This window comes from Ensifer adhaerens, from assembly GCF_002940685.1.
GTDB lineage: Bacteria > Pseudomonadota > Alphaproteobacteria > Rhizobiales > Rhizobiaceae > Ensifer > Ensifer adhaerens_E.
This window is the reverse complement of sequence record NZ_PNFP01000001.1, coordinates 447493-471432: the sequence shown is the minus strand read 5'-3', so window position 1 is coordinate 471432 and position 23940 is coordinate 447493. Positions and strand designations below refer to the sequence as shown.

Sequence of the window (23940 nt, the reverse complement as noted above, 5' to 3'; positions counted from 1 at the left end):
CAAACCTGCCCGCTGCCTTAATTGATCCCGCGATGAACGGATTGTCCACCAGGCATGTGCCGTTCGCCCATTGCGCCGCACACCGCCGATGACGGTTGGCGCTGCACTGGTCTCAGGAGCGCGCCCCGCATGCGGCCTAGATCGTGTCGCCGACCGGCAATGTCAAGAGCCCGCCCGACGGCAGCTCAGACGAGCCCCATGCACCAGGCGATGACCGACTTCTGCGCATGCAGCCGGTTTTCCGCCTCGTCGAACACCACCGATTGCGGGCCGTCGATGACCTCGTCGGTCACCTCTTCGCCGCGGTGCGCCGGCAGGCAGTGCATGAACAGCGCATCGGAGGCCGCACGCTTCATCAGCGCTTCGTTGACCTGGTAGGGCTGGAAGACGTTGTGGCCACGGGCGCGATGCTCCTGGTTCATCGAGATCCAGGTATCGGTGACAACGCAGTTGGCATCTGCGACGGCCTGTTCAGCGTCGTGGCACAGGAGGATCTCGCCACCATTGTTGCGCGCCCAGTTCAGGAACTTGTCCTGCGGCTCGGAGCCGAGCGGCACTGCCATGTTCATGCGGTAGCCGAAACGGGCAGAGCCTTCGATCAGCGAATGCAGGACATTGTTGCCGTCACCGGTCCAGGCAATCGTCTTGCCCTTCACCGGTCCGCGATGTTCCTCGAAGGTCAGGATATCGGCCATGATCTGGCAGGGATGGGTATCGTCGGTCAGGCCGTTGATGACGGGGACCGTCGCGTGCTCGGCCAGCTCCAGAAGACGGCGGTGGTCGGTAGTGCGGATCATGATCGCATCGACATAGCGCGAAAGCACCTTGGCGGTGTCGCCGATCGTCTCGGCGCGGCCGAGCTGCATTTCGGTGCCCGAAAGAAACAGGGTTTCGCCACCGAGCTGGCGCATGCCGACATCGAAGGAAACGCGCGTGCGGGTCGAGGGCTTTTCAAAGATCATCGCCAGCATCTTGCCGGCGAGCGGCTTCTCGGCGGTCCCGGCCTTGGTCGCCGCCTTTCGGACGCGCGCATCGTCGATGATCGTCCGGAGGTCGGTGGCCGTCATGGCCGAAAGATCGAGAAAATGTCTGGTGCCTGCCATCGTACTCGGTTCCTGTCTGAAAAATCGATCCCCGGTGCGGCACGCAATCACGCGCCAGCACGAAGGTCATTCTAACGCCTGGGTCGGCTTTAAGGCCTGACCGTCAGGCGGCGGCGTTGCCGCTCGCCTTCCTGACCGCCTCGGCGGCGCGCTCGATGCGTGCAAGGCCCTCGCGGGCTTCCTCCGCCGTTATCGTCAAGGGCGGCAGCAGGCGCAGCACGTTCTCGCCGGCCGGCACGGCCAGGAGCTTTTCCGCGCGGATTTCCTTCAGAAGATCGGCCGAAGGACCCTTCACCTTGATCCCCAGCATCAAGCCGTCGCCGCGGATCTCCTCGATGACATCGGGGAAGCGGTCCTTGAGCGACGCGAGGCCCTGGCGGAAGACGAGCGCGACATCGCGCACATGCGTCAGGAACCCATCTGCCAGTACGACGTCCAGCACCGCATTGCCGACGGCCATCGCCAGCGGATTGCCGCCGTATGTGGAGCCGTGCGTGCCCGCCACCATACCAGATGCGGCCTCTTCCGTCGCGAGGCAGGCGCCGAACGGGAAGCCGCCGCCGATGCCCTTGGCGACCGCCATGATATCCGGCCGGATGTCCGCCCATTCATAGGCAAACAGCTTGCCGGTGCGGCCGACGCCCGTCTGAACCTCGTCCAGGATCAGAAGCAGGCCGAACTCGTCGCAGAGCGCGCGCAGTTCCTGCATGAACTCCTTGGTCGCCGGGCGGATGCCGCTCTCGCCCTGGATCGGCTCGATCAGGATCGCTGCCGTTTCTTCCGTAATGGCGTTCTTGACGGCGGCGATGTCGCCGAACGGCGCCTGGTAGAAACCCGGAGCCTTCGGCCCGAAGCCTTCGATGTACTTCTGCTGACCGCCGGCTGCGACGGTCGCGATCGTGCGGCCATGGAACGCGCCCTCGAAGGTGATGACGTGGAACTTCTCCGGATGGCCCTTGGCGAAGTGATAACGCCGTGCCGTCTTGATCGCGCACTCCAGCGCCTCTGCGCCGGAATTGGTGAAGAACACCTTGTCGGCAAAGGTCACCGCCGTCAGCCGCCGGCCGAGGCTTTCCTGGCCCGGGATTTCATAGATGTTGGACAGGTGCCAGACCTTGTCTGCCTGTGCCTTCAGCGCCTCGACGAGGTGCGGATGCCCGTGGCCGAGCGAATTCACGGCAACGCCGGCGCCGAAGTCGAGATAGCGCGTGCCGTCCTCGGCGATCAACCAGACGCCCTCTCCTCGCTCGAAACGCAACGGCGCGCGCATGTAGGTATCGTAAAGCGGCGTGGTTGCAGTCATGCGAGGCTCTCCTTCACTCCAGATCACACCGGTCCCGCGCCTCACGCGGGCCGATAAAAATCAAAAATGCCGCCTTTCGGCGGCGCAGGCACTATTCCCATTTCGCGCTGCAATGTCAACAAAACCAAGCCTTGCAGCGCAGCATGAAGACCCGATTCCTGGCGAAAGAAAAATCCTCAAAGAGGGCTTGCAAAAATGCAACGCCGGCCGAGCAAGTTGGGGAAAACTACGAAATCGATTCGGCGCGATTCCCGGGACTCTTGCCACGGAGTCCGGCGGTCAGTACGTTAACATTCAATTACTAGACGCATGCGGCGGACCTAGTCACCAAAAGAGTTATCGCGTTTGCAACCCCGGGGTTCAGCCGGGGTGCGGTGAGGGATTCTGCCATCCCCAACGCTGAGAACGGAGAGTGCAGAAATGAACTGGACTGACGAGCGGGTGGAGAAACTGAAGAAGCTTTGGTCCGAGGGCCTGAGCGCAAGCCAGATCGCGGCACAGCTCGGCGGCGTCAGCCGTAACGCTGTCATCGGCAAGGTTCACCGCCTGAGCCTGCCGGGCCGCGCCAAGGCCGGCGGCAGCACCACCACGGCGGCCCGTCCGAAGCGTCCGACCTCGGCGCCCCGTGCTCCGAACTACGCCTCGCGCGTTTCGGCCCGTCCCGTTGCCCGTCCCGCTGGCGCTGTCGTGCTCAAGGAAGAGATCGAAGTCGATCTCGTTGCCGAACAGGATTTCAGCACCCGGACCGACGTTGTCGTTCCGATGTCGCGCCGCCTGGAGCTGACCCAGCTGACCGAGCGCACCTGCAAGTGGCCGATCGGCGACCCGCTGAAGGAGGAGTTCCACTTCTGCGGCAACGATTCCCCGGAATCCTCGCCCTATTGCAGCTTCCATGCACGGCTTGCCTACCAGCCGTCGGCCGAGCGTCGGCGGATGCGCTAAGCACCCACACAGCATCAAAAGAAAAAGGGGCCGATCGGCCCCTTTTTTGTTGGCGATTTTCAGGCCACTCAGCTTTCGAGCGAGTATCCGGCGCCACGAACCGTGCGGATGACATCGGGCATGTTCGAGAAGTTCAGCGCCTTGCGCAGGCGGCCGACATGCACGTCGACGGTGCGCTCGTCGACATAGATGTCATGGCCCCAGACACCGTCGAGCAGCTGCGAGCGCGAGAAGACCCGGCCCGGAGAAGACATCAGGAATTCCAGCAGGCGGAACTCGGTCGGGCCGAGGCGCACTTCGCGGCTGCGGCGATGAACACGATGGGTCTCGCGGTCGAGCTCGATGTCGCCGCAGCGAAGCAGCGTCGACAGCACCTCGGGCTTTGCCCGGCGCAGCATCGCCTTGACGCGCGCCATCAGCTCCGGCGTCGAGAAGGGCTTCACCACATAGTCGTCGGCACCGGTCGCCAGACCCCGGACGCGCTCGCTTTCCTCGCCGCGCGCCGTCAGCATGATGATCGGCAGACGTTCGGTCTCCGGGCGCTGGCGCAGCCGGCGGCAAAGTTCAATGCCGGAAACACCGGGCAGCATCCAGTCGAGGATCAAGAGGTCGGGCAGCCGCTCCTGAAGCCGGATCTCCGCCTCGTCGCCCCTGAGGATCGTATCGACGTCGAAGCCTTCGGCTTCCAGATTGTAACGCAGCAGAACGCTCAGCGCCTCTTCGTCTTCGACTACGGCGATTTTTGGCAACATCAGGTAACGTCTCCTTACCGCGGGCGGCCTTTGGGCTCATCGGCCCGGCCGGCGCTCAGACACTCTAAATCTGGAGCACATCCGCCGTTTTCAAAGGCGGGGCGAAAACCGCATGCTCAGATACAGGAATTCGGGGCCGCGACCGAAGCCGCGACCGGATCAGATTTCAAAGGGCATGCATGCTTACGGCGCGCTTGGCGCTCAGTCGTTGACCGAGCCCAGCGTCGACGTGGTGTCATCCTTCGGACGCTCGCCTTCCGGCTGGGCGCCCGTCGCCATGTAATAGATCGTCTCGGCGATGTTGGTCGCGTGGTCGCCGATGCGCTCGATGTTCTTGGCGCAGAACAGAAGATGCGTGCAGGGCGTGATGTTGCGCGGATCTTCCATCATGTAGGTCAGGAGCTCGCGGAACAGCGAGGTGTAGATCGCATCGATCTCCTCGTCGCGTTCGCGAATGCTGTTGGCCTTTTCCGGCGAACGCGAGGCGTAGACGTCAAGCACTTCCTTGAGCTGGACCAGAGCCAGTTCAGCGAGATGCTCGAGGCCGCGGGCGAGCTTGCGCGGGATGCCGGAGCCGGCGACCGCGATCACGCGCTTGGCGGTGTTCTTGCCAAGGTCGCCGACGCGCTCCAGATCGGAGGCGATGCGGATCGACCCCATGATCTCGCGCAGGTCGGCGGCGACCGGCTGGCGCTTGGCGATCGTAACGATCGCCTTCTCGCCGATCTGGCGCTCGGCGTCGTCGAGAACGGTGTCGTCCGAGATCACCTTCTGTGCGAGAGCCAGGTCGGAATTGACCAGCGCGCGGACGGACTCGGCGACCATCTGCTCGGCAAGACCGCCCATCTCCGAGATGCGGCGCGTCAGGTACTTCAGTTCTTCGTCATAGGCGGACATGATATGCATGGACATGATCGTCGATCCTTACGGGCGCTTTGCAGTTACTGTTGCAGCCTTATGCGGCCTCAGCCGAAGCGGCCCATGATGTAATCCTGGGTGCGCTGGTCATCCGGATTGGTGAACATCTTGTCGGTGTCGTTCTCCTCGACGAGGTTGCCGAGGTGGAACATGGCGGTGCGCTGCGAGACGCGGGCGGCCTGCTGCATCGAGTGGGTCACGATGACGATCGTGAAGTTCGTGCGCAGCTCGTGGATCAGCTCCTCGACCTTGGCGGTCGCGATCGGATCGAGGGCGGAGCAGGGCTCGTCCATCAGGATGACTTCCGGGCTGACGGCGACAGCACGGGCGATGCACAGGCGCTGCTGCTGGCCGCCGGAAAGACCGGTGCCCGGCTCGTGCAGACGATCCTTCACCTCGTTGAACAGGCCCGCCTTCTGCAGGCTGGTCTCGACGATTTCGTCGAAATCCGCCTTGGTGCGGGCAAGCCCGTGGATGCGCGGACCGTAGGCGACGTTGTCGTAGATCGACTTCGGGAACGGGTTCGGCTTCTGGAAGACCATGCCGACGCGGGCGCGCAGTTCGACGACGTCGATGGTCGGATCGTAGATGTCGTCCTCATCGAGCGTGATCTTGCCGGTGACGCGGCAGTTCTCGATCGTGTCGTTCATGCGGTTCAGTGTACGCAGGAAGGTCGACTTGCCGCAACCCGAAGGACCGATCAGCGCCGTGACGGTGTTCTCGCGGATGTTGAGGTTGACGTCGAAAAGCGCGCGCTTCTCGCCGTAATAGACCGACACATCCTTGCCGATCATCTTGTAGGGCACGGTGTTCATTTTCTGATCCAAGGCTTTCTCGACGGCTGCTTCTGACATGATGTTCATAGTAATTACCTCACTACCAACGGCGCTCAAAGCGACGTCGCAACAGAATGGCGCCAAGGTTCATGACGACGAGGAAGATGAGAAGGATGATGATCGCGCCGGAGGTGCGCTCGACGAAGGCGCGTTCCGCCTCGTTGGCCCACATGTAGATCTGCACCGGCAGCGCTGTCGACGGTTCCATAGGCGAACCGGGATAGTCGACGACGAAGGCGACCATGCCGATCAGCAGCAGCGGCGCGGTTTCGCCAAGCGCGTGCGCAAGACCGATGATGGTTCCGGTCAGGATGCCCGGCATCGCCAGCGGCAGCACGTGGTGGAAGATGGTCTGCATCTTCGACGCGCCGAGACCGAGGGCGGCCGAGCGGATCGACGGCGGGACCGCCTTCAGCGCCGCGCGGGTGGCGATGATGATCGTCGGCAGCGTCATCAGCGTCAGCACGAAGCCGCCGACCACGGCCGCGGAGCGCGGCATGCCGGCAAAGTTGATGAAGACGGCGAGACCCAGGAGGCCGTAGACGATCGACGGAACGGCCGCGAGGTTGTTGATGTTGACCTCGATCAGATCGGTCAGCCGGTTCTTCGGCGCGAACTCCTCGAGATAGATCGAGGCGGCGACGCCGATCGGCAGCGACAGCACCAGGACGATCAGCATCATGTAGAACGAGCCGAGGGCCGCGACGCCGACGCCTGCCGCTTCAGGACGGCTGGAGGCGCCGAAGGTGAAGATACCGGTGTTGAAACTCTTCTTCAGAACGCCGGCTTCCGCCAGCTGGTTCATCCAGGTGACCTGCTGGTTCTTGACCTTGCGCTTGCTCTCATCGACCTTGAGGTCGATCTGGCCCTTGAAGGCGGAGTCGATGTTGGCTTCGGCGAGCAGCGTGACGGGGACCGTCTTGCCGATGATCGACGGGTCGGCCACGACCATGTCGCGCAGAAGCGTGCGGGAGCTCGCAGAGACCATGTCGGTCGCCTGCTTGACCTGCGGCCGCTTGCTCGCATCGATGCCGAGCTGCTTGACGAGCGCATCGCGCACCAGGAGCGGGTAGTTGGCGGTCAACAGCACCTTGCCATCGGTCGCGCGTTCGCCCTTGGGGTCGACGACCTTTTCGGTGAACTCGATCGGCAGTGTGATCGTCGTCTGCTGGAACGCGGTGTAGCCGTTGGAAATGACGGTCCACAGCAAGAGTGCCAGGAAGAAGAGACCGGTGCTGATTGCCGCAATGCCATAGGCGCGGAACCGGCGTTCGGCAGCATAGCGACGCTTGATGCCGATATCGCGCTTTGCGGTTTCGGGACGGGCGGAGATCCGGACGGTCGTGGAAGCGATGTCGGTCATTCGTACTGTTCCCGGTATTTGCGCACGATGTAGAGCGCGTAAATGTTGAGGCCGAGCGTGATGACGAAGAGCGTGATGCCCAGTGCGAAGGCCACCAGCGTCTGCGGCGAGGTGAACTCGAGGTCGCCGGTCAGCTGGTTGACGATCTTCACGGTCACCGTCGTCATCGGCTCGAAGGGATTGATCTGCATGCGCGCTGCAACGCCTGCGGCCAGCACCACGATCATGGTTTCGCCAACGGCGCGCGATGCGGTCAGGAGAAGAGCGCCGACGATGCCTGGAAGCGCTGCCGGAAGAATGACCTTCTTGACCGTCTCCGAACGGGTTGCGCCGAGACCGAGGGAACCATCACGCAATGCCCGCGGCACCTGGGTGATGATGTCGTCCGAGAGCGACGACACGAACGGGATCAGCATGATGCCCATGACGATACCGGCGGTCAGAACACTCTGCGCCTGAATGAAGTTCTGGTAGTCGCCGGTGAGGAGACCGTTCAGCTGGGCGGAGATGTCGCGCAGGAACGGACCGACGGTGACGAGCGCGAAGAAACCGTAGACGATCGTCGGGATGCCGGCGAGCACTTCGAGCAACGGCTTGGCCGTCGAACGCAGGCGCGGGCTGGCATACTCCGCCATGTAGATGGCGGCGAAGAGGCCGATCGGCACCGCAAAGAGCATGGCGACGAAGGCGATGTAGAGCGTGCCGGCGAGAAGCGGGATCAGGCCGAACTGACCGGAAGCGCCGCCGCTGCCTGCGGCTGCGAAGCGCGGATCCCACACGGTGCCGAAGAAGAACTCGAGCGGTGAGACCATGGTGAAGAAGCGGCCGGCTTCCGACAGCATCGAGGCAACGATGCCGACCGTCGTCAGGATGGCGATGGAGGACGCGACGATCAGCGAGCCGAGAATGACGCGTTCGACCTGGTTGCGGGCGCGGAAACGGGCGGCGACGTTGCGGATGGCGTAGACGCCGCCGGCAACCGCGATCAACAAAACGGCGGCCGTCATCAGCCAACGGTTGGTCGCAGTCATTGCGTTGAAGTGCTTGGCGACGGTGACCATGTAGGGATCGCCTTCGCCGGCAAGGGCGACGCCCTTGGACGCGAGCGTCGCGCGCAGATTGGCGGAGCCGCTCTCAAGGGCTGCGAGTTCTTCGCCGCTCAGGCGCAGCAGACCGCCGGCAACGGATTTGACCTGACCGAGCGCGAGCTGCACGGCGGCAGGGCCCTGGCTCTGGACGGTATCCGGCAGGGTCGCGCGCGTGCTTCCATCGATATAGACGGGAGCGGCAATGAGCCAGGCGCCGAGAACGAGTGCCGCCGGCAGCATCGCCCAGATGGCGACGTAGCTACCGTGATAGCCCGGCAGGGAATGAAGGTTGGAGAGCTTGCCGCCGGAGAGCGCCAACGAACGGGTGCGACCGGCAAAATAGGCAATGAAACCAATAACAACAATTAACAAAAGAAGGAGCGAAGTACTCATCGGCACGTCTCCCCGGCATCGCCCGTCATGGGTGCCGGCCAATCGAATGAAGGCATGCCCCGGCGCAAGGACCTCGCGCCGGGGCTTGTCGTTATCAGAGCATGTTGCCGGCCGAGAAGGCCTTGCGGATTTCTTCGCGCTCGGCATCCGGAGCGGCAACCAGGCCGTATTCGGCGAGCGGGCTGTCCGGGCCGATCATCTGGTCGTCGAGGAAGAACTCAACATATTCCTTGAGGCCCGGGATAACGCCGAGATGTGCCTTCTTGACGTAGAAGTACAGCGGGCGGGAAACCGGATACTCGCCGGAAGCGATCGTTTCGGTCGACGGCACGATGCCGTTGACGGTCGCGACCTTCAGCTTGTCGGCATTGTTTTCGTAGAAGGACAGGCCGAAGACGCCGATGCCGTTCTTGTTGGCAGCGATACGGGCGAGCGTCTCGGTGTAGTCGCCGTCGATGTCGACAGCCAGGCCGTCCTTACGAACGGCGACGCACTTGCTGTGCTGCTGCTTTTCGTCGGCAACGGCGGCCTTGATCACGTCAACCGCGCCGGCGTTCTTGCAGCCTGCGGCCAGGATCTTCTCTTCGAAGACTTCGCGGGTGCCGTGCTTTTCGCCCGGGATGTATGCGGCGATCTCGACGGCCGGAAGGGCGGAATTGACTTCCGACCACTTCTTGTAGGGGTTGGCGACGATCTTGCCGTCGACGACAACTTCGGCGGCGAGCGCCTTGTAGAGGTCTTCCGGCTTCAGGGCGAGGTCGGCATTGCCGGCGTCGGTCGCAAAGACGATGCCGTCATAGCCGATCTTGACTTCCTGGATTTCGGTCACGCCGGCGGCCTTGCAGGCCTCGACTTCGCTGTCCTTGATCTTGCGCGAGGAGTTGGCGATGTCGATGGTGTCAGGGCCGACGCCCTTGCAGAATTCCTTGAGGCCAGCGGACGAACCGCCGGATTCGACGACAGGGGTCTTGAAGTCGGGGAAGGTCTCGCCGAACGTCTCGGCGACGATCTTGGCGTAGGGAAGAACGGTCGAGGAGCCAGCGACCTGAACCTGGTCGCGAGCTGCGGCTGCGCCGGCAAATGCGGCAGACGCTACCAGCGCCGCGACAGTGAGTTTAAGAGCTTTCATAAAAGTTCTCCCGGAATGGGCTTGTGTTGGTGTGCGCCAAGCGTTGCAGCGCTCTTCGCCGTCTTATCGGCTGCCCCTAACTAGCTGCCGATGGCCACACCTTTTATGTCAGTTTGACGAAACATTTATGACAGCTCATGTCATTGAAAATGCTAATGAAAAATAAACAGTTCCGGCTTTTCCCGCACCAATATGTCAGAAGCGGACCGTAAAGGTCGTACCCTTGCCGACCTCGGAATGGATGAGGAGGCGGGCGCGATGCCGGGTGAGAATGTGCTTGACGATGGCAAGGCCCAGACCGGTGCCCTTTTTTGAGCGGCTCGCTTCGACATTGACCCGGTAGAACCGTTCGGTGATGCGCGGAACATGCTCGGCCGGAATGCCCGGGCCATAGTCCCGGACGATCACTTCCGCCTGCGCGCCCTCTCCGCCGCTCAGGCGGACATCGACCTTCTTGCCCTCCTGGCCGTACTTGCACGCATTCTCGACCAGGTTCTCGAAAACCTCGATCAGTTCGTCGCGATCACCCTCTATGACCACCGGGCTCTCGGGAACTTCGAGCGTGATTGTAACGTCGAGATCCCTGGCGAGCGGCAGCAGACTGTCGCGGACATGGCCGAGCAACGGCGCAAGGTCCACAGGATCTTCCGGCGCGATATGCGAGCGCAACTCCAATCGCGAAAGCGACAGGAGATCGTCGACCAGGCGGCTCATGCGCGTTGCCTGCTCATGCATGATGCCGAAGAACTTCTCCTGCGCCTTCAGGTCGTTGCGCGCCGGGCCCTGGAGGGTTTCGATGAATCCGCGCAGCGACGCCAGCGGCGTGCGCAACTCGTGGCTGGCATTGGCGACGAAATCCGAACGCATGCGGTCGATCCGGCGCGCCTGGGAGATATCGCGGTAGGTCAGCAGGAAAATCCGCTTGCCCGGCCCATCGCCCGGAATCTCGGCCGGAGCGACCCGCACCACATAGACGGCGTCGGACGGCAATTGCTCGTTATGCTCGATCTGGTTGGCCTTGCCGGTCGCCATCGTCTCGCGGACCATGTCGAGGATGCCGGGCGAGCGCACCTTTGCGGCGAGATAGGTGTTTGGCGGGATGGTGCCGAAGGCCTTTTCAGCGGCGACGTTCTGGAAAACCACCGTCTCGTCGGCGGCAATCACCAGGACCGGCATGTCGAGCGCATTCAAGGCGGGCACGAGCGGGTCACTCGCCGGGCCGACAGCGACCACCGCCTTGGCCGGGCTCAGGATCACCGAGGCCGGCGCGCTCCGGTTGAGCAGTGCTGCCACGAGGACGATCCAGAAGGGCAGCACGATGAGGAAATGAATGCCGGCAAAGGTCGCCAGGATTGCCAGGAGCACGGTGAGCCCCAGCAGCCAACGCTCCGCTTTCAGCCTGGGCAGCAGGTCCCGCCAGAACGCTTTCGAACCGTCCACCTCGACATCCTCATGAATCACTTTCTTTTCCTCCCGGACCAAAATGGCCGAGGAATAGCGATCCTTCATGACATGATTTTCACGACCGGCTTGAATCCGCAACGCAATTATGGCCTCCTCCAACGAAATCGGGTCGCGCGCGCTCTACTCATCCGGCGGCGTGCGCGGGTCCGAAAGTTTGAAAACGCGCATGATCCATCCGATGATCGAAGCCGGTTTTCGGGCCCCTGCGCCAAGCCGAAAGGGCGAACCGATGGCGGTGACGGAGACGACGGACAAGGTGGAAAACCGCGCTGTGGAACTCGAAATCGGCGGCAAGAGCCGCGTTTTCGACATCGACAATCCCGAGTTGCCGAAGTGGATCGACGACGAGGCCTTCTCCTCGGACGACTACCCCTACAAGAAGAAGCTCGACGAGGAAGAGTATACCGAGACGCTGGAAGCGCTTCAGGTCGAACTGGTCAAGGTCCAGCTCTGGCAGCAGAAGACCGGCAAACGCATGATGGCGCTGTTCGAGGGCCGCGACGCTGCCGGCAAGGGCGGTGCCATCCACGCCACCATGGGCAACCTCAACCCACGCTGGGCGCGTGTTGTCGCGCTGACCAAGCCGACGGAGACCGAACGCGGGCAATGGTATTTCCAGCGCTATGTCGCGACCATGCCGACCGCGGGCGAGTTCGTGCTGTTCGACCGCTCCTGGTACAACCGCGCCGGCGTCGAGCCGGTCATGGGCTTCTGCACGCCCGATGAGCACAAGCAATTCCTGAAGCAGGCTCCCCGCTTCGAAAAGATGATCGTGCACGAGGGCATCCAGTTCTTCAAATTCTGGATCAATATCGGCCGCGAGATGCAGCTCAAGCGCTTCCACGATCGCCGCCACGATCCCTTGAAGATCTGGAAACTGTCGCCGATGGACATCGCCGCACTCAACAAGTGGGACGATTACACCGCCAAGCGCGACGAGATGCTGAAGGCGACCCACACGGATCATGCGCCCTGGACGGTGGTGCGCGGCAACGACAAGCGGCGGGCGCGGCTCAACCTGCTCCGCCATATCCTTTCCTCGTTCGATTACGACGGCAAGGACAAGGGCGCGATCGGCGAGGTCGATGACAAGATCATCGGGTCCGGCCCCGGCTTCCTGAAGTAGACGCCAGCCCTATTGGAACCGACGGGAAGCAGACGGGCCGGCAGGCAGTACCCGCCGGCCCGTCTGCAACGCTTTGACAGCCGGCCTTATTGCCCCGGCAGAACGCGGATGGCGTAGAGGCTCAGGCTCTTGCCCTCGCCGCTGATATCGCTGTTGATCACGATCTGGCCGGGCGAGTTCGGCGCCAGGCTGCGGTCGAAGGTGATCTTGAACAGCATGTCGAGCCGCTCGTCATGTACGGTGAAGCGGTGGCGGCCGCATTCGCCGAGCGAGGAGAAGTTGCATTCGACCGCAAACTCGGTGGTCTTGCCGGGCTCAGCCTGCACGGTCAGTGCGAGGGTCGACGTCTTGCCGGAAAGTTCCGCCAGAACCGTCGCCGGGATTTCGATGGTGACATCCCCTTCCGTGTCGGCGACCGCCGATGTCAATTGCACGCGTCGTCCGCCTTCGTCGTCCACGGGCTCGACCTTTGCCTGCGCGCCGGGCGCGATCGCGCCCGTTTCCGTGGGCGTGAAGACCTCGACCCAATCACCGGTAAAACCCTGCTGCGCGCCGAGCGTCCGCAATCCGGCCGCTCCATCGAAGTCTTCCGATGCGACCGATGCCGGAGGATTGGCGACATTCGTGTCGCGCTCGGCGGCGGATTTCAGCAGGTCGTTGGTCTGCACCCACCAGGCAGCGGCTCCCACCGCGGCGGCGAGCGTCAGGACGACCATGGTGAAGGACAGAAGACGGCTGCGCTTGCGCCGGCGCTTGCGTGTATCTCCGCGCACCGCGGGCGCGAGGCTGGCCGCCTCGCCTGCATTCGCCGTGCTTTCGGCGGCGGCGCGCGTCGACACCACAGGACCGTCGCGATCGGCGCGCAGACCGCCGAGCCCGCCGTCGCTCGCCGCCTGGCGCGGCGCGTCGGCGGCAAACCCGGGCTCCCTGCGACCGGCCGCTGGTGCCTGGGGCTGGTTCTGGGGCGGAGTCTCGGCCTGAGGTTGGGGTTGGGCCTGCGTCTGGGGCTGTGACCGGACTTGCGGCTCGACCCGCGGCTGCACCGGCCCGCGCGCCCGCGCGGCATCGTCGAGGCTGGCCACCGGGGGCGCGGGCTGTCGCGTCCTTAGCGCCGCCCTCTCCTCCGTTTCGATCGCGTGGATGACGGCCTCGAGCCGATGACGCTGCTGGGCGATGACGTTGACGTCCTCGATCCCCTGTTTCTGCAACCCGGTTTCGAGCGCCTGACGGGCCGATTGATAGATGCGCGCCCGCGTTTCCGCATTGGCGCGATCGGAGCGCTCAAGCGCATTTCTGATCGCAGTCTCAAGTCCGCTCACATCACGTCCTTCTGTGTAGGCAGGGCTTTGGACCTGCCGGCGCGCCGCAGCTGACCGCCATCCTCGATCCAACCGCAAGGGCATAACGGTTAAATCTGGAGGCACGCCGTTGGTTTTGTTAACAATTGCGTAACCGCTGCTGTCCGAATCCGCAAGTCCGGCGACCGGCGCGACCGGCCAAGGCCGGGGAAAACGCTGTCCTTCACCGGGCATCGGCACAAAAGCGGCGGCGATATCGCCGCCAAAACCACCCTTTGCAAGCGGCAAACTTGCTGCTATCTATTTTGACGTTTACGCAAACGTCAAAACTTTGGCGCGCCTTACCGAGGGATGGAGAAACCGATGCCGCTTCCGCCAATTCTTTCCGGAACGACGAGACTGCCGGTTGTCGGCGCCCCCCTGTTCATCATTTCCAACCCGAAGCTGACAATCGCGCAGTGCAAGGCCGGCGTGATCGGGGCCTTCCCCGCCTTGAACGCCCGACCGCAGTCGCAGCTCGACGAATGGCTGGCCGAGATCACCGAGACGTTGGCCGATCACGACGCGAAGAATCCGGGCCGGCGGGCCGCGCCCTTTGCCGTCAACCAGATCGTCCACAAGTCCAATGCGCGGCTCGAACAGGACCTGATGCTCTGCATCAAGTACAAGGTGCCGGTCGTCATCTCCTCGCTCGGCGCGGTGCCAGAGGTCAATGCCGCCATCCATTCCTATGGCGGCATCGTGCTTCACGACGTCATCAACAACCGCCACGCCAATTCGGCGATCCGCAAGGGTGCGGACGGGCTGATCGCGGTTGCCGCCGGCGCCGGCGGCCATGCGGGCACGCTTTCTCCTTTTGCGCTCATCCAGGAAATCCGCTCCTGGTTCGACGGGCCGCTGCTTCTTTCCGGCGCGATTTCGACCGGCGGCGCCATTCTGGCGGCGCAGGCGATGGGCGCCGACATGGCCTATATCGGCTCGCCCTTCATCGCCACGGAAGAGGCGCGCGCCAGCGACGCCTACAAGCAGATGATCGTCGACAGCAACGCCGCCGACATCGTCTACTCCAATTACTTCACCGGCATTCACGGCAACTACCTGAAGCCCTCGATCTCGGCCGCCGGCATGGACCCGGACAATCTGCCCGAGGCGGACCCGTCGAAGATGGATTTCGCCGCGGCGACCGACGGCGCCAAGGCCTGGAAGGACATATGGGGTTGCGGCCAGGGCATCGGCGCGGTCAAGGAAGTGACGTCCGTCGCCCGCCTGGTCGACCGGCTCGAGCGCGAATACGACGCGGCGCGCACCCGCCTCGGCCTGAACGCCATGCCGCTCGCGGCCACCAACAAGGAATTTTCAACTTCTCGAAACTGATGGCTTGAAATCTTGGCGCTTTGCGTTTATCAGCGCCTCACATTCGTTCCGCGGGCTTCCGCGGAACGGCCTCCGGGCCGCTTTAGCTCAGTCGGTAGAGCACATCATTCGTAATGATGGGGTCACGTGTTCGAGTCACGTAAGCGGCACCATTCTCCCTGAAAATCAGAGCGCATTCGCCGGAGAGCGTAAGCACCGCTTCCTGTCGTCAGCCAAGCAGCCGGGATCTGCCCTATCTTGCCCGGACTTTCCAGCCGTGCCTGGCATCAGACATAGTTCCAGGTGACTTCACGTCGTTCACCCAAATCTCCAGTCCATTGGCGCCGGGGCGTTGACGCTTTTCCGGAAACCAAGCCCGGTTCGGATCGACGGCAATCAGCATGCCCTCGTCATTGCCGATGGCGGCAAAACTGGACGAGGCTGGCCCGATCGTTCCGACGCCAAACGTCCAGACTGCCTCGGCCACCATACCCTCGACATCGTCGGATGGGACACCGACCTCGCTGAGGCAGGACAGTTCAGCACCGCTGAACGGTCGCTTGCCCGCAGGATCGATCAGCCTGCGGCGGCCGATCAATTCAAGCACGGCATTGTCGGGGCCGTCGAAGTAGATCGACCTTGATTGCCAATCTCCCTCAAGGGCAAAACACTCGTCTCCACCCGGCTCCCTTTGGAGAGGTGTCCGCCCCTTCAACCATGCGGCGGCCATGTCAAAGCGCTCAAAGGGTACGTTGAAGGCCAGATGCACGCCGCGCGGTGCTTCTTCGACCGCAGGGATCAGCTGGATTTCGCTGCGACCCACCCGGATGGAGTTCCCGGCCGTCTGCAAATCGAGGACGTCGCGAAAGAAGGCTGCGCTTCCGGAGACATCGGACGCAGGCAATATCAGTCTGGAGATGTGCATGAAGTCCGATCCCGTCGCATGACTATTGGCTCTATCGGACAAGGTGATACGACCTCAACTTTAGTTGAGGTCAATACCCCTCCCAATCCTGGCCCACGGACGGCCGGATTTTCTGTTTCGAACGTCGCCGCGACAAATCCAATCAGACAAGCCGGGCTCGATCAGCGTAAGGCCCTCCCGGGCGACGTGACGTCGCGTCACAGCAGCAACAGCTTCTTCAAGACCGAAAACACTTCCTTGTAGGGCAGCCTCGTTGCTCCTGCGACGGCGAAGGGGATGAGGGCGGCGGCGGCGACCGGCACGACCGCGCTGCGACTGATGAGCATGGTCGAGAGCTTGTTGGTCGCGTCGAACAGCTTGCCGGGGTCGGCCAGTTCCTCCTCCGGTTCCGGGCCCGGATCGGCGGCCACGTTGCGGCCGAGCACCTTGCGCTCGGCGGCACGCTGGAAGCGCGTCGCCTGGACGCCGAGCATCAGGAGCCCGCTTTCCTTCAACTGCGCCAGTGGTTTCGAGAAGGCCGACAGCGGATAGGCGAAGAACGCAACCACGATCGCGAGCCAGCCGCTCATGATCATGCTGAACGTCGTCATCGACAGCGTCTCCTGCAGCAGGTGCTTCATGACCGCGGCGGCGATCGCAGCACTCATGCCGAAGACGAAGAACATGTAGGCGTTCGGATATTGCGACAGAAAGCCGAGCCCGCCCTTGCCATCGGGATGGGTGGCGACCAGGCGAAGCTCCAGCCGGGCGATCCTGCGCAAGAGCCGCGCCCAGACGAGATGCCGCCAGACGCCGCGCAGGAACAGAAAGACGAAGAGCGGCAGGCTGACGCAGATCGACCACCAGCCAGCCGCGGTAATCCTGTTGCCCTCGCTCGAATGCTCGACGGCCCAGGACGAAACGTCCGCTCCGTGGAAGTTCAGGAAAGACAGCAGCGCGGCGACCGCGGCGAGAGCCAGGCACACGGTTTCGGCAAGCCCGGAATCGCGCTGCTTCAGCGCATCGGAAATCGCGCGCGCGGCTGTTGGCATCGAGGTCGGAGCGATGAGCGGCGCGCGCGAAAACTGTCCGAGCTTGATGCGCAGGCCGCGTTCGACCTGCTGCTCGGCCAGCACGAAGGCGGCAATGGCAATGAAGAACCTCGCCCAGGCACCCGGGTCGGTCAGATAGGCGCCCTGGCCGTGATCAAGCGACAAGCTGCCCGGCACGCCGAGCAGGAAGGGAACGCCCCAGGCAAGCGCAACGAAAAGCACGGCCCTCCTGCCCGATTGCAGGGCGTTGGCGCGCAGCAGCTTCAGCCGCGCCTGGAGCTCGAAGAACGGCCCGCCGTGGGAGGCGAGATACTCGGCGATCTTCCCTTGCCGGGCCGCCGGCGCGGCATCCGCCGCGTCGCTGCCGGGTGCCTTGTCGCCGGGGTCCGCTCCGCTCATGGTGGTCAGTCCTCCACGACCTGCCAGTTGTCGTTCGGATTGAACTGCCGGATTCCGTGAGCAACGCTCTCGGTCTTGTCGCCGAGATCGGCCTGGTAGACGGTGCCGTTGCGGTTGACGACGAAGGTGTGAACGCCGGTCGCGCCGTATCGCACCGGCCAGGCGACCAGGGCGAAGCCGGCAATCATGTTGCCGTTGATGATGTAGTCGTACTTGCCGCCGGCGATGTTGTCGCCCTGGCTCGTCAGCACGCGATAGCGATAGCCGAAATAGCCCTTGCCGGCCTGGGCCTTGGCAAGCACCGCACCATCAGCGAGCGCTTCGCCGGCCGGGCTTTGCGGCTCGCCCTCGGCCGCGGGCCAGTAGAGCCCGTCGGTCCTGCCTTCGCTGCTGATCAGCTTCTGCGCGTACTCGAGAACACCGTCGCCGTCGTGGTCCTCGAGCGCATAGTCCTCCTGCGCCTCGACATAGGCGCGAACCGTGGCGATCGTGTCGAGCTCGTTGCGCCCGACCAGCCGATTGGCGATCTCCTCGAGCCCGGTATAGGTGTCGAAGGCCCATTTGCCGTCGTCGCCCTTGGCGATCGGGAACGGGAAGGGCCAGAGCACCTCGCCGATCTCCAGAACCTTGCGGTTCTCGACATCCTCGACCGCCACCTTCTTCTTCACACCTGCCTGGATATCGGCATAGGCGTCCATGACGCCGTCGCTTGTCTTGGCCTTTTCGGCATCCAGCCCCACCAGATTTGCAAGCTTGGCGAAATCGCCCGAACCGACGGCCGCCTTGAACGCGTCGACCGCCTGTTCCGGCGTGTCGAACACCGGCGGATCGCTTGCGGCCGCATAGTCGGAAAGCGGCGTGGGCGCCGCGGCATCCTGCGCAGAAGCGATCGCCGCGGAACCGCCGGCGAGCACGACTGCGGCAAAGGAGGACAGGAGCAGGCTATGTACGCGCTTGGTCATTTTCGTTCTCCTCCCCTTGAGTTACCGGTGCCGTCCGCCGCCGCCACCGCGCCTGATTTCGCGGTGCGGCTGGCCACCACCGCGCTGTCCGCCGCCAAGCGCCTGGCGGCCGCGGTCCGACTGCATCTTGGTCACCCGGCCGCTCTGGACCTGACCAAGGGCCGATGGTTTGCCGCCACCGCCACGATCGATCTTGCCGCCCGGCTTCGGCTTGGCGACCTGGCGATCGGCCCTGGCAGCAGGCTTGGCGTTGCCGATCTTGTCGGCGCCGGCGGGCCTTGCCTTGACCTGATTGCCCGGCTTGCGCTCGCCGGAGCCGATATCGCCCCGCCCGAGATTTTCCCGCTGGCGCGCCTCGACCTTGCTCTTGCGCACATCGTCGACCGAGACCCGGCTACCGGCCCTGTTTGCCGCCGTGCCGATCTGGTCGGTGTGCGCCACCTTCGCCCGGTTGGCGATGTTGTTGCCCTTTGCCGACTTGAAGTCCCGCTCCATCGAGGTGCGATCGATCTTGGCGAACTGGTTCTTGTCGAAGCTGATCTTGCTGCGGTCGACATTCTTCCAGTCGATATCGTTGAACTTCACCTTGCCGTTGATGTTGTTGAAGCAGTTGTTGCAGTCGATATCGACATCGCCACCGTTCCAGCGCCCGCCCCAGACGCCCCAATCGTCCCAGTCGACGACGGCGGCAAAGGCAGCACCCGTGACCACGCCGGCAAAGAAGGTCGCCGTCGGGTAGTAGTAGTTCGGATAGGGCTCGGGATAGTAGGCGATCGGCGCCGGCTGATAGCCGGGGTCGTAGAGCATCTGCGGCTCGTATTGCGGGACGTAGATTTTCTCCGGGTTCGCAGCCTGGATCACGACGTTGTTGTTCTCCTGCTTCACCACCACCTTGTCGTCCGACTTGATGACGCCGTCGGCGACGGCCTTGTCGCGCAATTGCTGGATGGCGACGAGCACGTCCTTCTGCTGATAGGCGAGCGCATCGCTGAGCGACTGGGTCCAGTCGAGATCGTCGCTCATCATCTTGACGATCTCCGGATAGTTCAGCAGCGAGACGATGCTGCCGTCCCAGCTGTCCTTCGGCTTCATGTCCGTCTTGGTCTTCGAGGTCTCGAGGAAACGCTCCGCCTCGACGATCTGCAGCGGGTAGAGCGAAGCCGAGGTCACGAGCGCGACGAGTTCGTCAGGATAGAGCGCAATGCGCGCAACGAGGACTTCGAGTTCGTCTTCGCTGAGCGGTTGCGGCGCCTCTTCGGCCGGCGCCTGCGCGGCGGCCTGCTCCTGCGCCAGCGCATTCCCCACCGCAAGCGAACCCGACAGCATCGCAAGCAATGCCACCGTCGGCGCGCGCAAAGAACGAGGTCGGTCGAACATGGTCTCTCCTATCCAGGCACAACGATCAACAAACGAGCCCGGGAGATACCCCGGCTTGGACGTAACGGCGCCGGCCTCATAGGGCCGGCGGGCAATCGCGAGAATTCCCATTCGCTGTCATCGACGCCCCCTTGCGCAAGGCGGATGCTTGCATGGGAAACCAAGACGCCTGTCGGAAGTGCCGAATGGGGCAATCGGGAAGAGCGGCATGAGCACCGGCAGCCAGCTCAACGGCTGCCGGAGAATTTTAGACATGAGAAACAGAACGCTCGGCAATTGCAACCGGAAAATGAAGCCGTCCGAGCGCGCACGCCGCCATTGCCTGCGCGAGAGCCGTGGCCGAAGCCCGTCCCCACCGGCGGCGAACGACCGGATCGTTGGCGATCGCCACCGGCTCCGTGCATCATTTCAGGCTGCCGTCGCCGCTTCGATCCGCGGTTTTGAAATCCGCCATCACCCGATCCAGAAATTCGTTCCGGCTGACCTTGCCGTCGCCATTGGCATCCGTGGCGGCAAACTGCTGAGCGTTCAGCGCCTGTTTCGTCTCGTCGGCCGTAAGGTTTCCGTCCTTGTTCTTGTCGAGATTGACGAAGGCGCTCGCCATGAAGGCCTCGTACTCGGACCGATCGACCGCGCCGTCCTTGTTGCTGTCGAGCGCGCTCATCTGTCCCTGGTTCATCGTCGCAGCCTGCTGCGCGATCGCCGGTGTGATCTGGCCGAGCGCAAGCACGCTCATGAGAACGATTTTCTTCATCCTGCTCCGTTCCTTGATCAATAGTAGCGGCATGTCAGCGCGTTGCCGGCGGCAGCGCCGAGCGTCGCTCCACCACCAACCGCCCAAAGCTGACCGGTGCCCGAACCGATCGTCGAGCCGATCAGGCCGCCGACGATGGCGCCACCAACGGTTCCGGCAATGCAGCCGAATTCGTTGCCGGTCGAACCGCTCTTGGACATATAGGCCGATTGGCACCCCGATAAGGCTAGGGCGCCGGCAAGAATGATAGTTATGGTCTGCTTGCTCATCTTATCCTCCAATATGGCCGTCTGATTGCAATAGAGATCGGCGGAGGCGCCATTGAGTGGCGTCGGATGTAAATAAGCTTCCGAATATGCTCCCGGAATCGGAGAGACTCTTCTGTTCGATCAGAAGCAGCTCCCGGATTAAACATGCAGTCTGGCAACAACGGCCCCTTAAACTGCCGGCGAATACTACGCCCGAGAGCCCGCAATGACAACGGATCGCGTGATTTTATGGCGCCGCCGCGCAAGTGCCCTTGCCATTCACCGTCCTCAGCTCTTTGAGCCCCGCTCCGGTGCGCAGACTTGATCCATTAGATTTTCTAGGGGCACCCTCGAAATATCGTCGTTTGCCCCGCGGAGCCGCCCCGTCTAGCTCTTTCCCGTCCTGTCGGGCATCCCTTGCAGATCTCCATGATCTGGCGGAGCAAAGGGTGGGAAAAGCACCGGTTCGGATCCGGAAGGCGCCTCCGACCGCTGCTGACGGCCCGCGCCACTGACAGCATACCTATCAAGAGAGAACAGAACGAATGGACAGAATGGCGACAATCAAATTAGGTCTTTCTACTGCAATCCTTGCAGCCCTGGCATCAAGCGCCTTTGCCGAAAGCGGCGACCGGGCGCAGATTGCCGCTGCCGTGGACAAGGCGATCCGCCCGATCATGCGCGAACACAAGGTGCCAGGCATGGCCGTCGCGGTGACTGTCGACGGCCAGCGCTACTTCATGAACTACGGCGTTGCCTCCAAGGAAACGAAGGCGCCGGTCACCGAGGATACGCTTTTCGAACTGGGCTCGATCAGCAAGACCTTTGCCGGCACGCTCGCCGCCTACGGGCAGGCGCTCGGAAAGCTTTCGTTCGACGACCATCCCGGCAAGTTCATGCCCGCCCTTGCCGGCACCGCCATCGACAAGACGACGCTGCTCGAACTCGGTACCTATACCGCCGGCGGGTTGCCGCTGCAGTTTCCGGACGGGATCAAGAGCGACGCTGACATGCTCGCCTATTTCAGCGCATGGAAGCCAAGGGTCGAGGCGGGCGCGAACCGAGGCTACTCCAACCCGAGCATCGGTCTTTTCGGTCACGCCGCAGCGCTGGCCATGGGTGGCAGCTTCGCCGGGCTTCTCGAAAGCGAGATTTTTCCCAAGCTCGGCCTCAAGCACAGCTATGTCACCGTGCCGCAGGACGCGATGGCAGACTATGCGTGGGGTTACGCCAAGGCGGACAAGCCGATCCGGGTCAACCCGGGCATGTTCGACGCCGAAGCCTACGGCGTGAAGTCCTCGGCGGCAGACATGATCCGCTTCGTCGAGGCCAACATCCGGCCTGAACAATTCGGCGGCACTGTCCGCAAGGCGATCGAAGGCACCCATATCGGATATTTCGACAGCGCCAAGATGGTCCAGGGGCTGGGTTGGGAACAGTACCCCTACCCGGTTTCGCTGGAGCGGCTGCTCGACGGCAACTCCAGCGACATGGCCCTGAAAATCAATCCGGTCAAAGCATTGAATCCTCCGAAGCGCCCCGATGGCCCGACGCTCTACAACAAGACCGGCTCCACCAACGGTTTCGGCGGCTATGTCGCCTTCGTGCCGGAGAAGAAGATCGGCATCGTGCTGCTTGCCAACCGCAACGTCCCGATCCCCGAGAGGATCAAGGCGGCCCACGCAATCCTGACGGCGCTGGAAGCGACGGCCAAGTAGCGGCGGGATGTTCGCATCGCTCGTGTCGCGGCAAGCCCGCGGCGCGGGAAACGACGTCCATCAACAACTCTATAGCGAATCTTCAATCAGCGCCTGCTTGCATATTAGCGCCGAGTATTGTCATCTGCGTTTCGCGAAAGCGCTGTCAGATGCAGTCGAGTTCAGGCGTATGTGGGGATGCCGATGTTCGAGTGGGTGGGGTTTAAAGGTTCGGTAGAGAGGCACGCAGGCAGGGGACGAACGATGTTCGTGCTGGCTGCCTTGGCACTGCTTACTGGCTGCGGCGGCCATGCCAAGGGCGTGATGGCGCCCGTCGCGCTCACCGCACCGGTCCCGGGCGCGTCCACCGTCGACATGCTTGTTGCGACCACGCGCGAACCTTCAGGTGACCCGGCAACGCTCTTTTCCGGCGAACGCGACGCCAACACGTTCCTCACCGATGTCGCGGTCTCGATCCCGCCGGAAACCGTGCGCAAGTCAGGCACCGTGCAATGGCCGCGCAAGCTGCCGCCGGATCCAGCCAAGGAATTCGCCGTCACGCGGGTGAACGAGCTCAGGTCGCTCGATGAAGCCAAATCCTGGTTCCTGCAGCATGATGTCGGCGGCAATGCCTTCGTTTTCGTGCACGGCTTCAACAACCGCTACGAGGACTCGGTCTACCGGCTGGCGCAGATCGTCCATGACTCGGATGTGCAAGCGACGCCGGTTCTCTTCACCTGGCCTTCGCGCGCCAACGTGTTCGACTACAATTACGACAAGGAAAGCACGAACTATTCGCGCACGGCGCTCGAAGACATTCTGAAGAAGCTTTCCGACGCGCCGAAGGTGAAAAGCATCACCATCCTCGCCCACTCCATGGGCACCTGGCTGACGATGGAATCGCTGCGGCAGATGGGCATCCGCGACGGCAACGTCCCCTCCAAGATCGAAAACGTCATTCTCGCCTCGCCCGATATCGATCTCGACGTCTTTGCCAAGCAGTTCGTCGAGATGGGCAAGAAGCGGCCGAAGTTCACGATCTTCGTTTCGCAGGATGACCGGGCGCTGGCGCTTTCGAGCTTCATCTCCGGCGACGTTTCCCGTCTCGGCGCGATCGATCCGTCGGCAGAACCCTACCGCACCCAGCTGGAGCGAGCCGGCATCACCGCCATCGACCTGACAAAGGTTAAGTCCGAGGACGGCCTGCACCACGGAAAGTTCGCCGAAAGCCCAGAAATCGTTCAGCTGATCGGTCAGCGGCTCGCCACGGGGCAGACGCTCACCGATTCCGATATTTCGGTTGGAACCGGCATTGCCGCAGTCGTCGCCGGCACGGCGAGAAACGTCGGCAACGTCGCAGCCGTGACCGTCGCGGCGCCTGTGTCGATCCTTGAAAACCCGCAGCCGGCGCGGAAGAAGAAGGTCGTCGTTGGAGACACGCTTGCGACCGACACGCCAACGCCGGTCAAGATCCAGTAA

At 63.1% G+C, this 23940-nt stretch carries 21 protein-coding genes and 1 tRNA gene; 6 read left to right on the top strand and 16 right to left on the bottom strand.

All coding sequences use genetic code 11. The features are described 5' to 3' along the window. Positions 1-185: 185 nt before the first annotated feature. On the bottom strand, positions 186-1103 hold the full coding sequence (argF, locus tag C1A35_RS02385) for an ornithine carbamoyltransferase (protein ID WP_104662742.1): 918 nt from the start codon (positions 1101-1103) through the stop codon (positions 186-188). Positions 1104-1206: 103 nt separating this feature from the next. After that, positions 1207-2406 (bottom strand): aspartate aminotransferase family protein, encoded by a 1200-nt coding sequence (locus C1A35_RS02380; RefSeq protein ID WP_104662741.1) that lies wholly within the window; start codon positions 2404-2406, stop codon positions 1207-1209. A 420-nt stretch (positions 2407-2826) separates the two neighbouring features. Between C1A35_RS02380 and C1A35_RS02375 the strand changes: the two genes are divergently transcribed. Then, on the top strand, positions 2827-3348 hold the full coding sequence (locus C1A35_RS02375) for a GcrA family cell cycle regulator (protein WP_104662740.1): 522 nt from the start codon (positions 2827-2829) through the stop codon (positions 3346-3348). A gap of 68 nt (positions 3349-3416) precedes the next feature. Here the strand turns inward: C1A35_RS02375 and phoB are convergent, their stop codons facing one another. The 7 genes from phoB to phoR form a co-directional block, all read right to left on the bottom strand. Beyond that, entirely contained in the window at positions 3417-4100 is a 684-nt protein-coding gene (phoB, locus tag C1A35_RS02370) for a phosphate regulon transcriptional regulator PhoB (RefSeq protein WP_034797168.1), read from the bottom strand. A gap of 201 nt (positions 4101-4301) precedes the next feature. After that, on the bottom strand, positions 4302-5015 hold the full coding sequence (gene phoU / locus C1A35_RS02365) for a phosphate signaling complex protein PhoU (protein WP_089043230.1): 714 nt from the start codon (positions 5013-5015) through the stop codon (positions 4302-4304). A gap of 50 nt (positions 5016-5065) precedes the next feature. After that, complete coding sequence (pstB, locus tag C1A35_RS02360) at positions 5066-5881, bottom strand: phosphate ABC transporter ATP-binding protein PstB (RefSeq protein WP_104662739.1); 816 nt, start codon at positions 5879-5881, stop codon at positions 5066-5068. Positions 5882-5894: 13 nt separating this feature from the next. Beyond that, positions 5895-7217, bottom strand: a complete 1323-nt coding sequence (gene pstA / locus C1A35_RS02355) for a phosphate ABC transporter permease PstA (RefSeq protein WP_104662738.1) — start codon at positions 7215-7217, stop codon at positions 5895-5897. Beyond that, entirely contained in the window at positions 7214-8698 is a 1485-nt protein-coding gene (gene pstC, locus C1A35_RS02350) for a phosphate ABC transporter permease subunit PstC (RefSeq protein ID WP_104662737.1), read from the bottom strand. The genes pstA and pstC overlap by 4 nt, the downstream gene beginning before the upstream one ends. 94 nt (positions 8699-8792) lie before the next feature. Beyond that, complete coding sequence (locus tag C1A35_RS02345; RefSeq protein WP_104662736.1) at positions 8793-9827, bottom strand: substrate-binding domain-containing protein; 1035 nt, start codon at positions 9825-9827, stop codon at positions 8793-8795. 195 nt (positions 9828-10022) lie between these two features. Beyond that, complete coding sequence (gene phoR / locus C1A35_RS02340; RefSeq protein WP_440271488.1) at positions 10023-11336, bottom strand: phosphate regulon sensor histidine kinase PhoR; 1314 nt, start codon at positions 11334-11336, stop codon at positions 10023-10025. Positions 11337-11520: 184 nt separating this feature from the next. On the opposite strand from phoR, the gene ppk2 reads away from it, so the two are divergent. Next, on the top strand, positions 11521-12417 hold the full coding sequence (ppk2, locus tag C1A35_RS02335) for a polyphosphate kinase 2 (protein ID WP_104662920.1): 897 nt from the start codon (positions 11521-11523) through the stop codon (positions 12415-12417). Positions 12418-12503: 86 nt separating this feature from the next. Here the strand turns inward: ppk2 and C1A35_RS02330 are convergent, their stop codons facing one another. Then, positions 12504-13736, bottom strand: coding sequence for a biotin transporter BioY (locus tag C1A35_RS02330; protein ID WP_104662735.1), 1233 nt, complete (start codon positions 13734-13736; stop codon positions 12504-12506). A gap of 342 nt (positions 13737-14078) precedes the next feature. Here C1A35_RS02330 and C1A35_RS02325 point away from each other — a divergent pair, with 342 nt between their 5' ends. After that, positions 14079-15089 carry an NAD(P)H-dependent flavin oxidoreductase gene (locus C1A35_RS02325; RefSeq protein WP_104662734.1) on the top strand — a complete coding sequence of 337 codons (1011 nt, stop codon included), beginning with the start codon at positions 14079-14081 and terminating at the stop codon, positions 15087-15089. Positions 15090-15165: 76 nt separating this feature from the next. Beyond that, positions 15166-15241: transfer RNA gene (locus C1A35_RS02320), tRNA-Thr, on the top strand. An 80-nt stretch (positions 15242-15321) separates the two neighbouring features. Here the strand turns inward: C1A35_RS02320 and C1A35_RS02315 are convergent. The 6 genes from C1A35_RS02315 to C1A35_RS02290 form a co-directional block, all read right to left on the bottom strand. Continuing rightward, on the bottom strand, positions 15322-16035 hold the full coding sequence (locus C1A35_RS02315; protein ID WP_199772837.1) for a VOC family protein: 714 nt from the start codon (positions 16033-16035) through the stop codon (positions 15322-15324). A 155-nt stretch (positions 16036-16190) separates the two neighbouring features. Further along, positions 16191-17423, bottom strand: a complete 1233-nt coding sequence (locus C1A35_RS02310) for a hypothetical protein (RefSeq protein ID WP_104662732.1) — start codon at positions 17421-17423, stop codon at positions 16191-16193. A 5-nt stretch (positions 17424-17428) separates the two neighbouring features. Then, on the bottom strand, positions 17429-18385 hold the full coding sequence (locus C1A35_RS02305; protein WP_104662731.1) for a DUF2950 domain-containing protein: 957 nt from the start codon (positions 18383-18385) through the stop codon (positions 17429-17431). Between the two features lie 21 nt (positions 18386-18406). After that, the gene (locus C1A35_RS02300; RefSeq protein WP_104662730.1) at positions 18407-19762 is read right to left on the bottom strand and encodes a DUF3300 domain-containing protein; all 1356 of its coding nucleotides are present in this window, start codon (positions 19760-19762) and stop codon (positions 18407-18409) included. Between the two features lie 403 nt (positions 19763-20165). Then, the gene (locus C1A35_RS02295; protein WP_104662729.1) at positions 20166-20516 is read right to left on the bottom strand and encodes an EF-hand domain-containing protein; all 351 of its coding nucleotides are present in this window, start codon (positions 20514-20516) and stop codon (positions 20166-20168) included. Positions 20517-20533: 17 nt separating this feature from the next. Continuing rightward, complete coding sequence (locus C1A35_RS02290) at positions 20534-20785, bottom strand: glycine zipper 2TM domain-containing protein (protein WP_077962498.1); 252 nt, start codon at positions 20783-20785, stop codon at positions 20534-20536. 524 nt (positions 20786-21309) lie between these two features. Between C1A35_RS02290 and ampC the strand changes: the two genes are divergently transcribed. Together ampC and C1A35_RS02280 are read left to right on the top strand one after the other, a co-directional pair. Beyond that, positions 21310-22482 (top strand): class C beta-lactamase, encoded by a 1173-nt coding sequence (gene ampC, locus C1A35_RS02285; protein WP_104662728.1) that lies wholly within the window; start codon positions 21310-21312, stop codon positions 22480-22482. 243 nt (positions 22483-22725) lie between these two features. After that, positions 22726-23940, top strand: a complete 1215-nt coding sequence (locus C1A35_RS02280) for an alpha/beta hydrolase (RefSeq protein ID WP_234822710.1) — start codon at positions 22726-22728, stop codon at positions 23938-23940.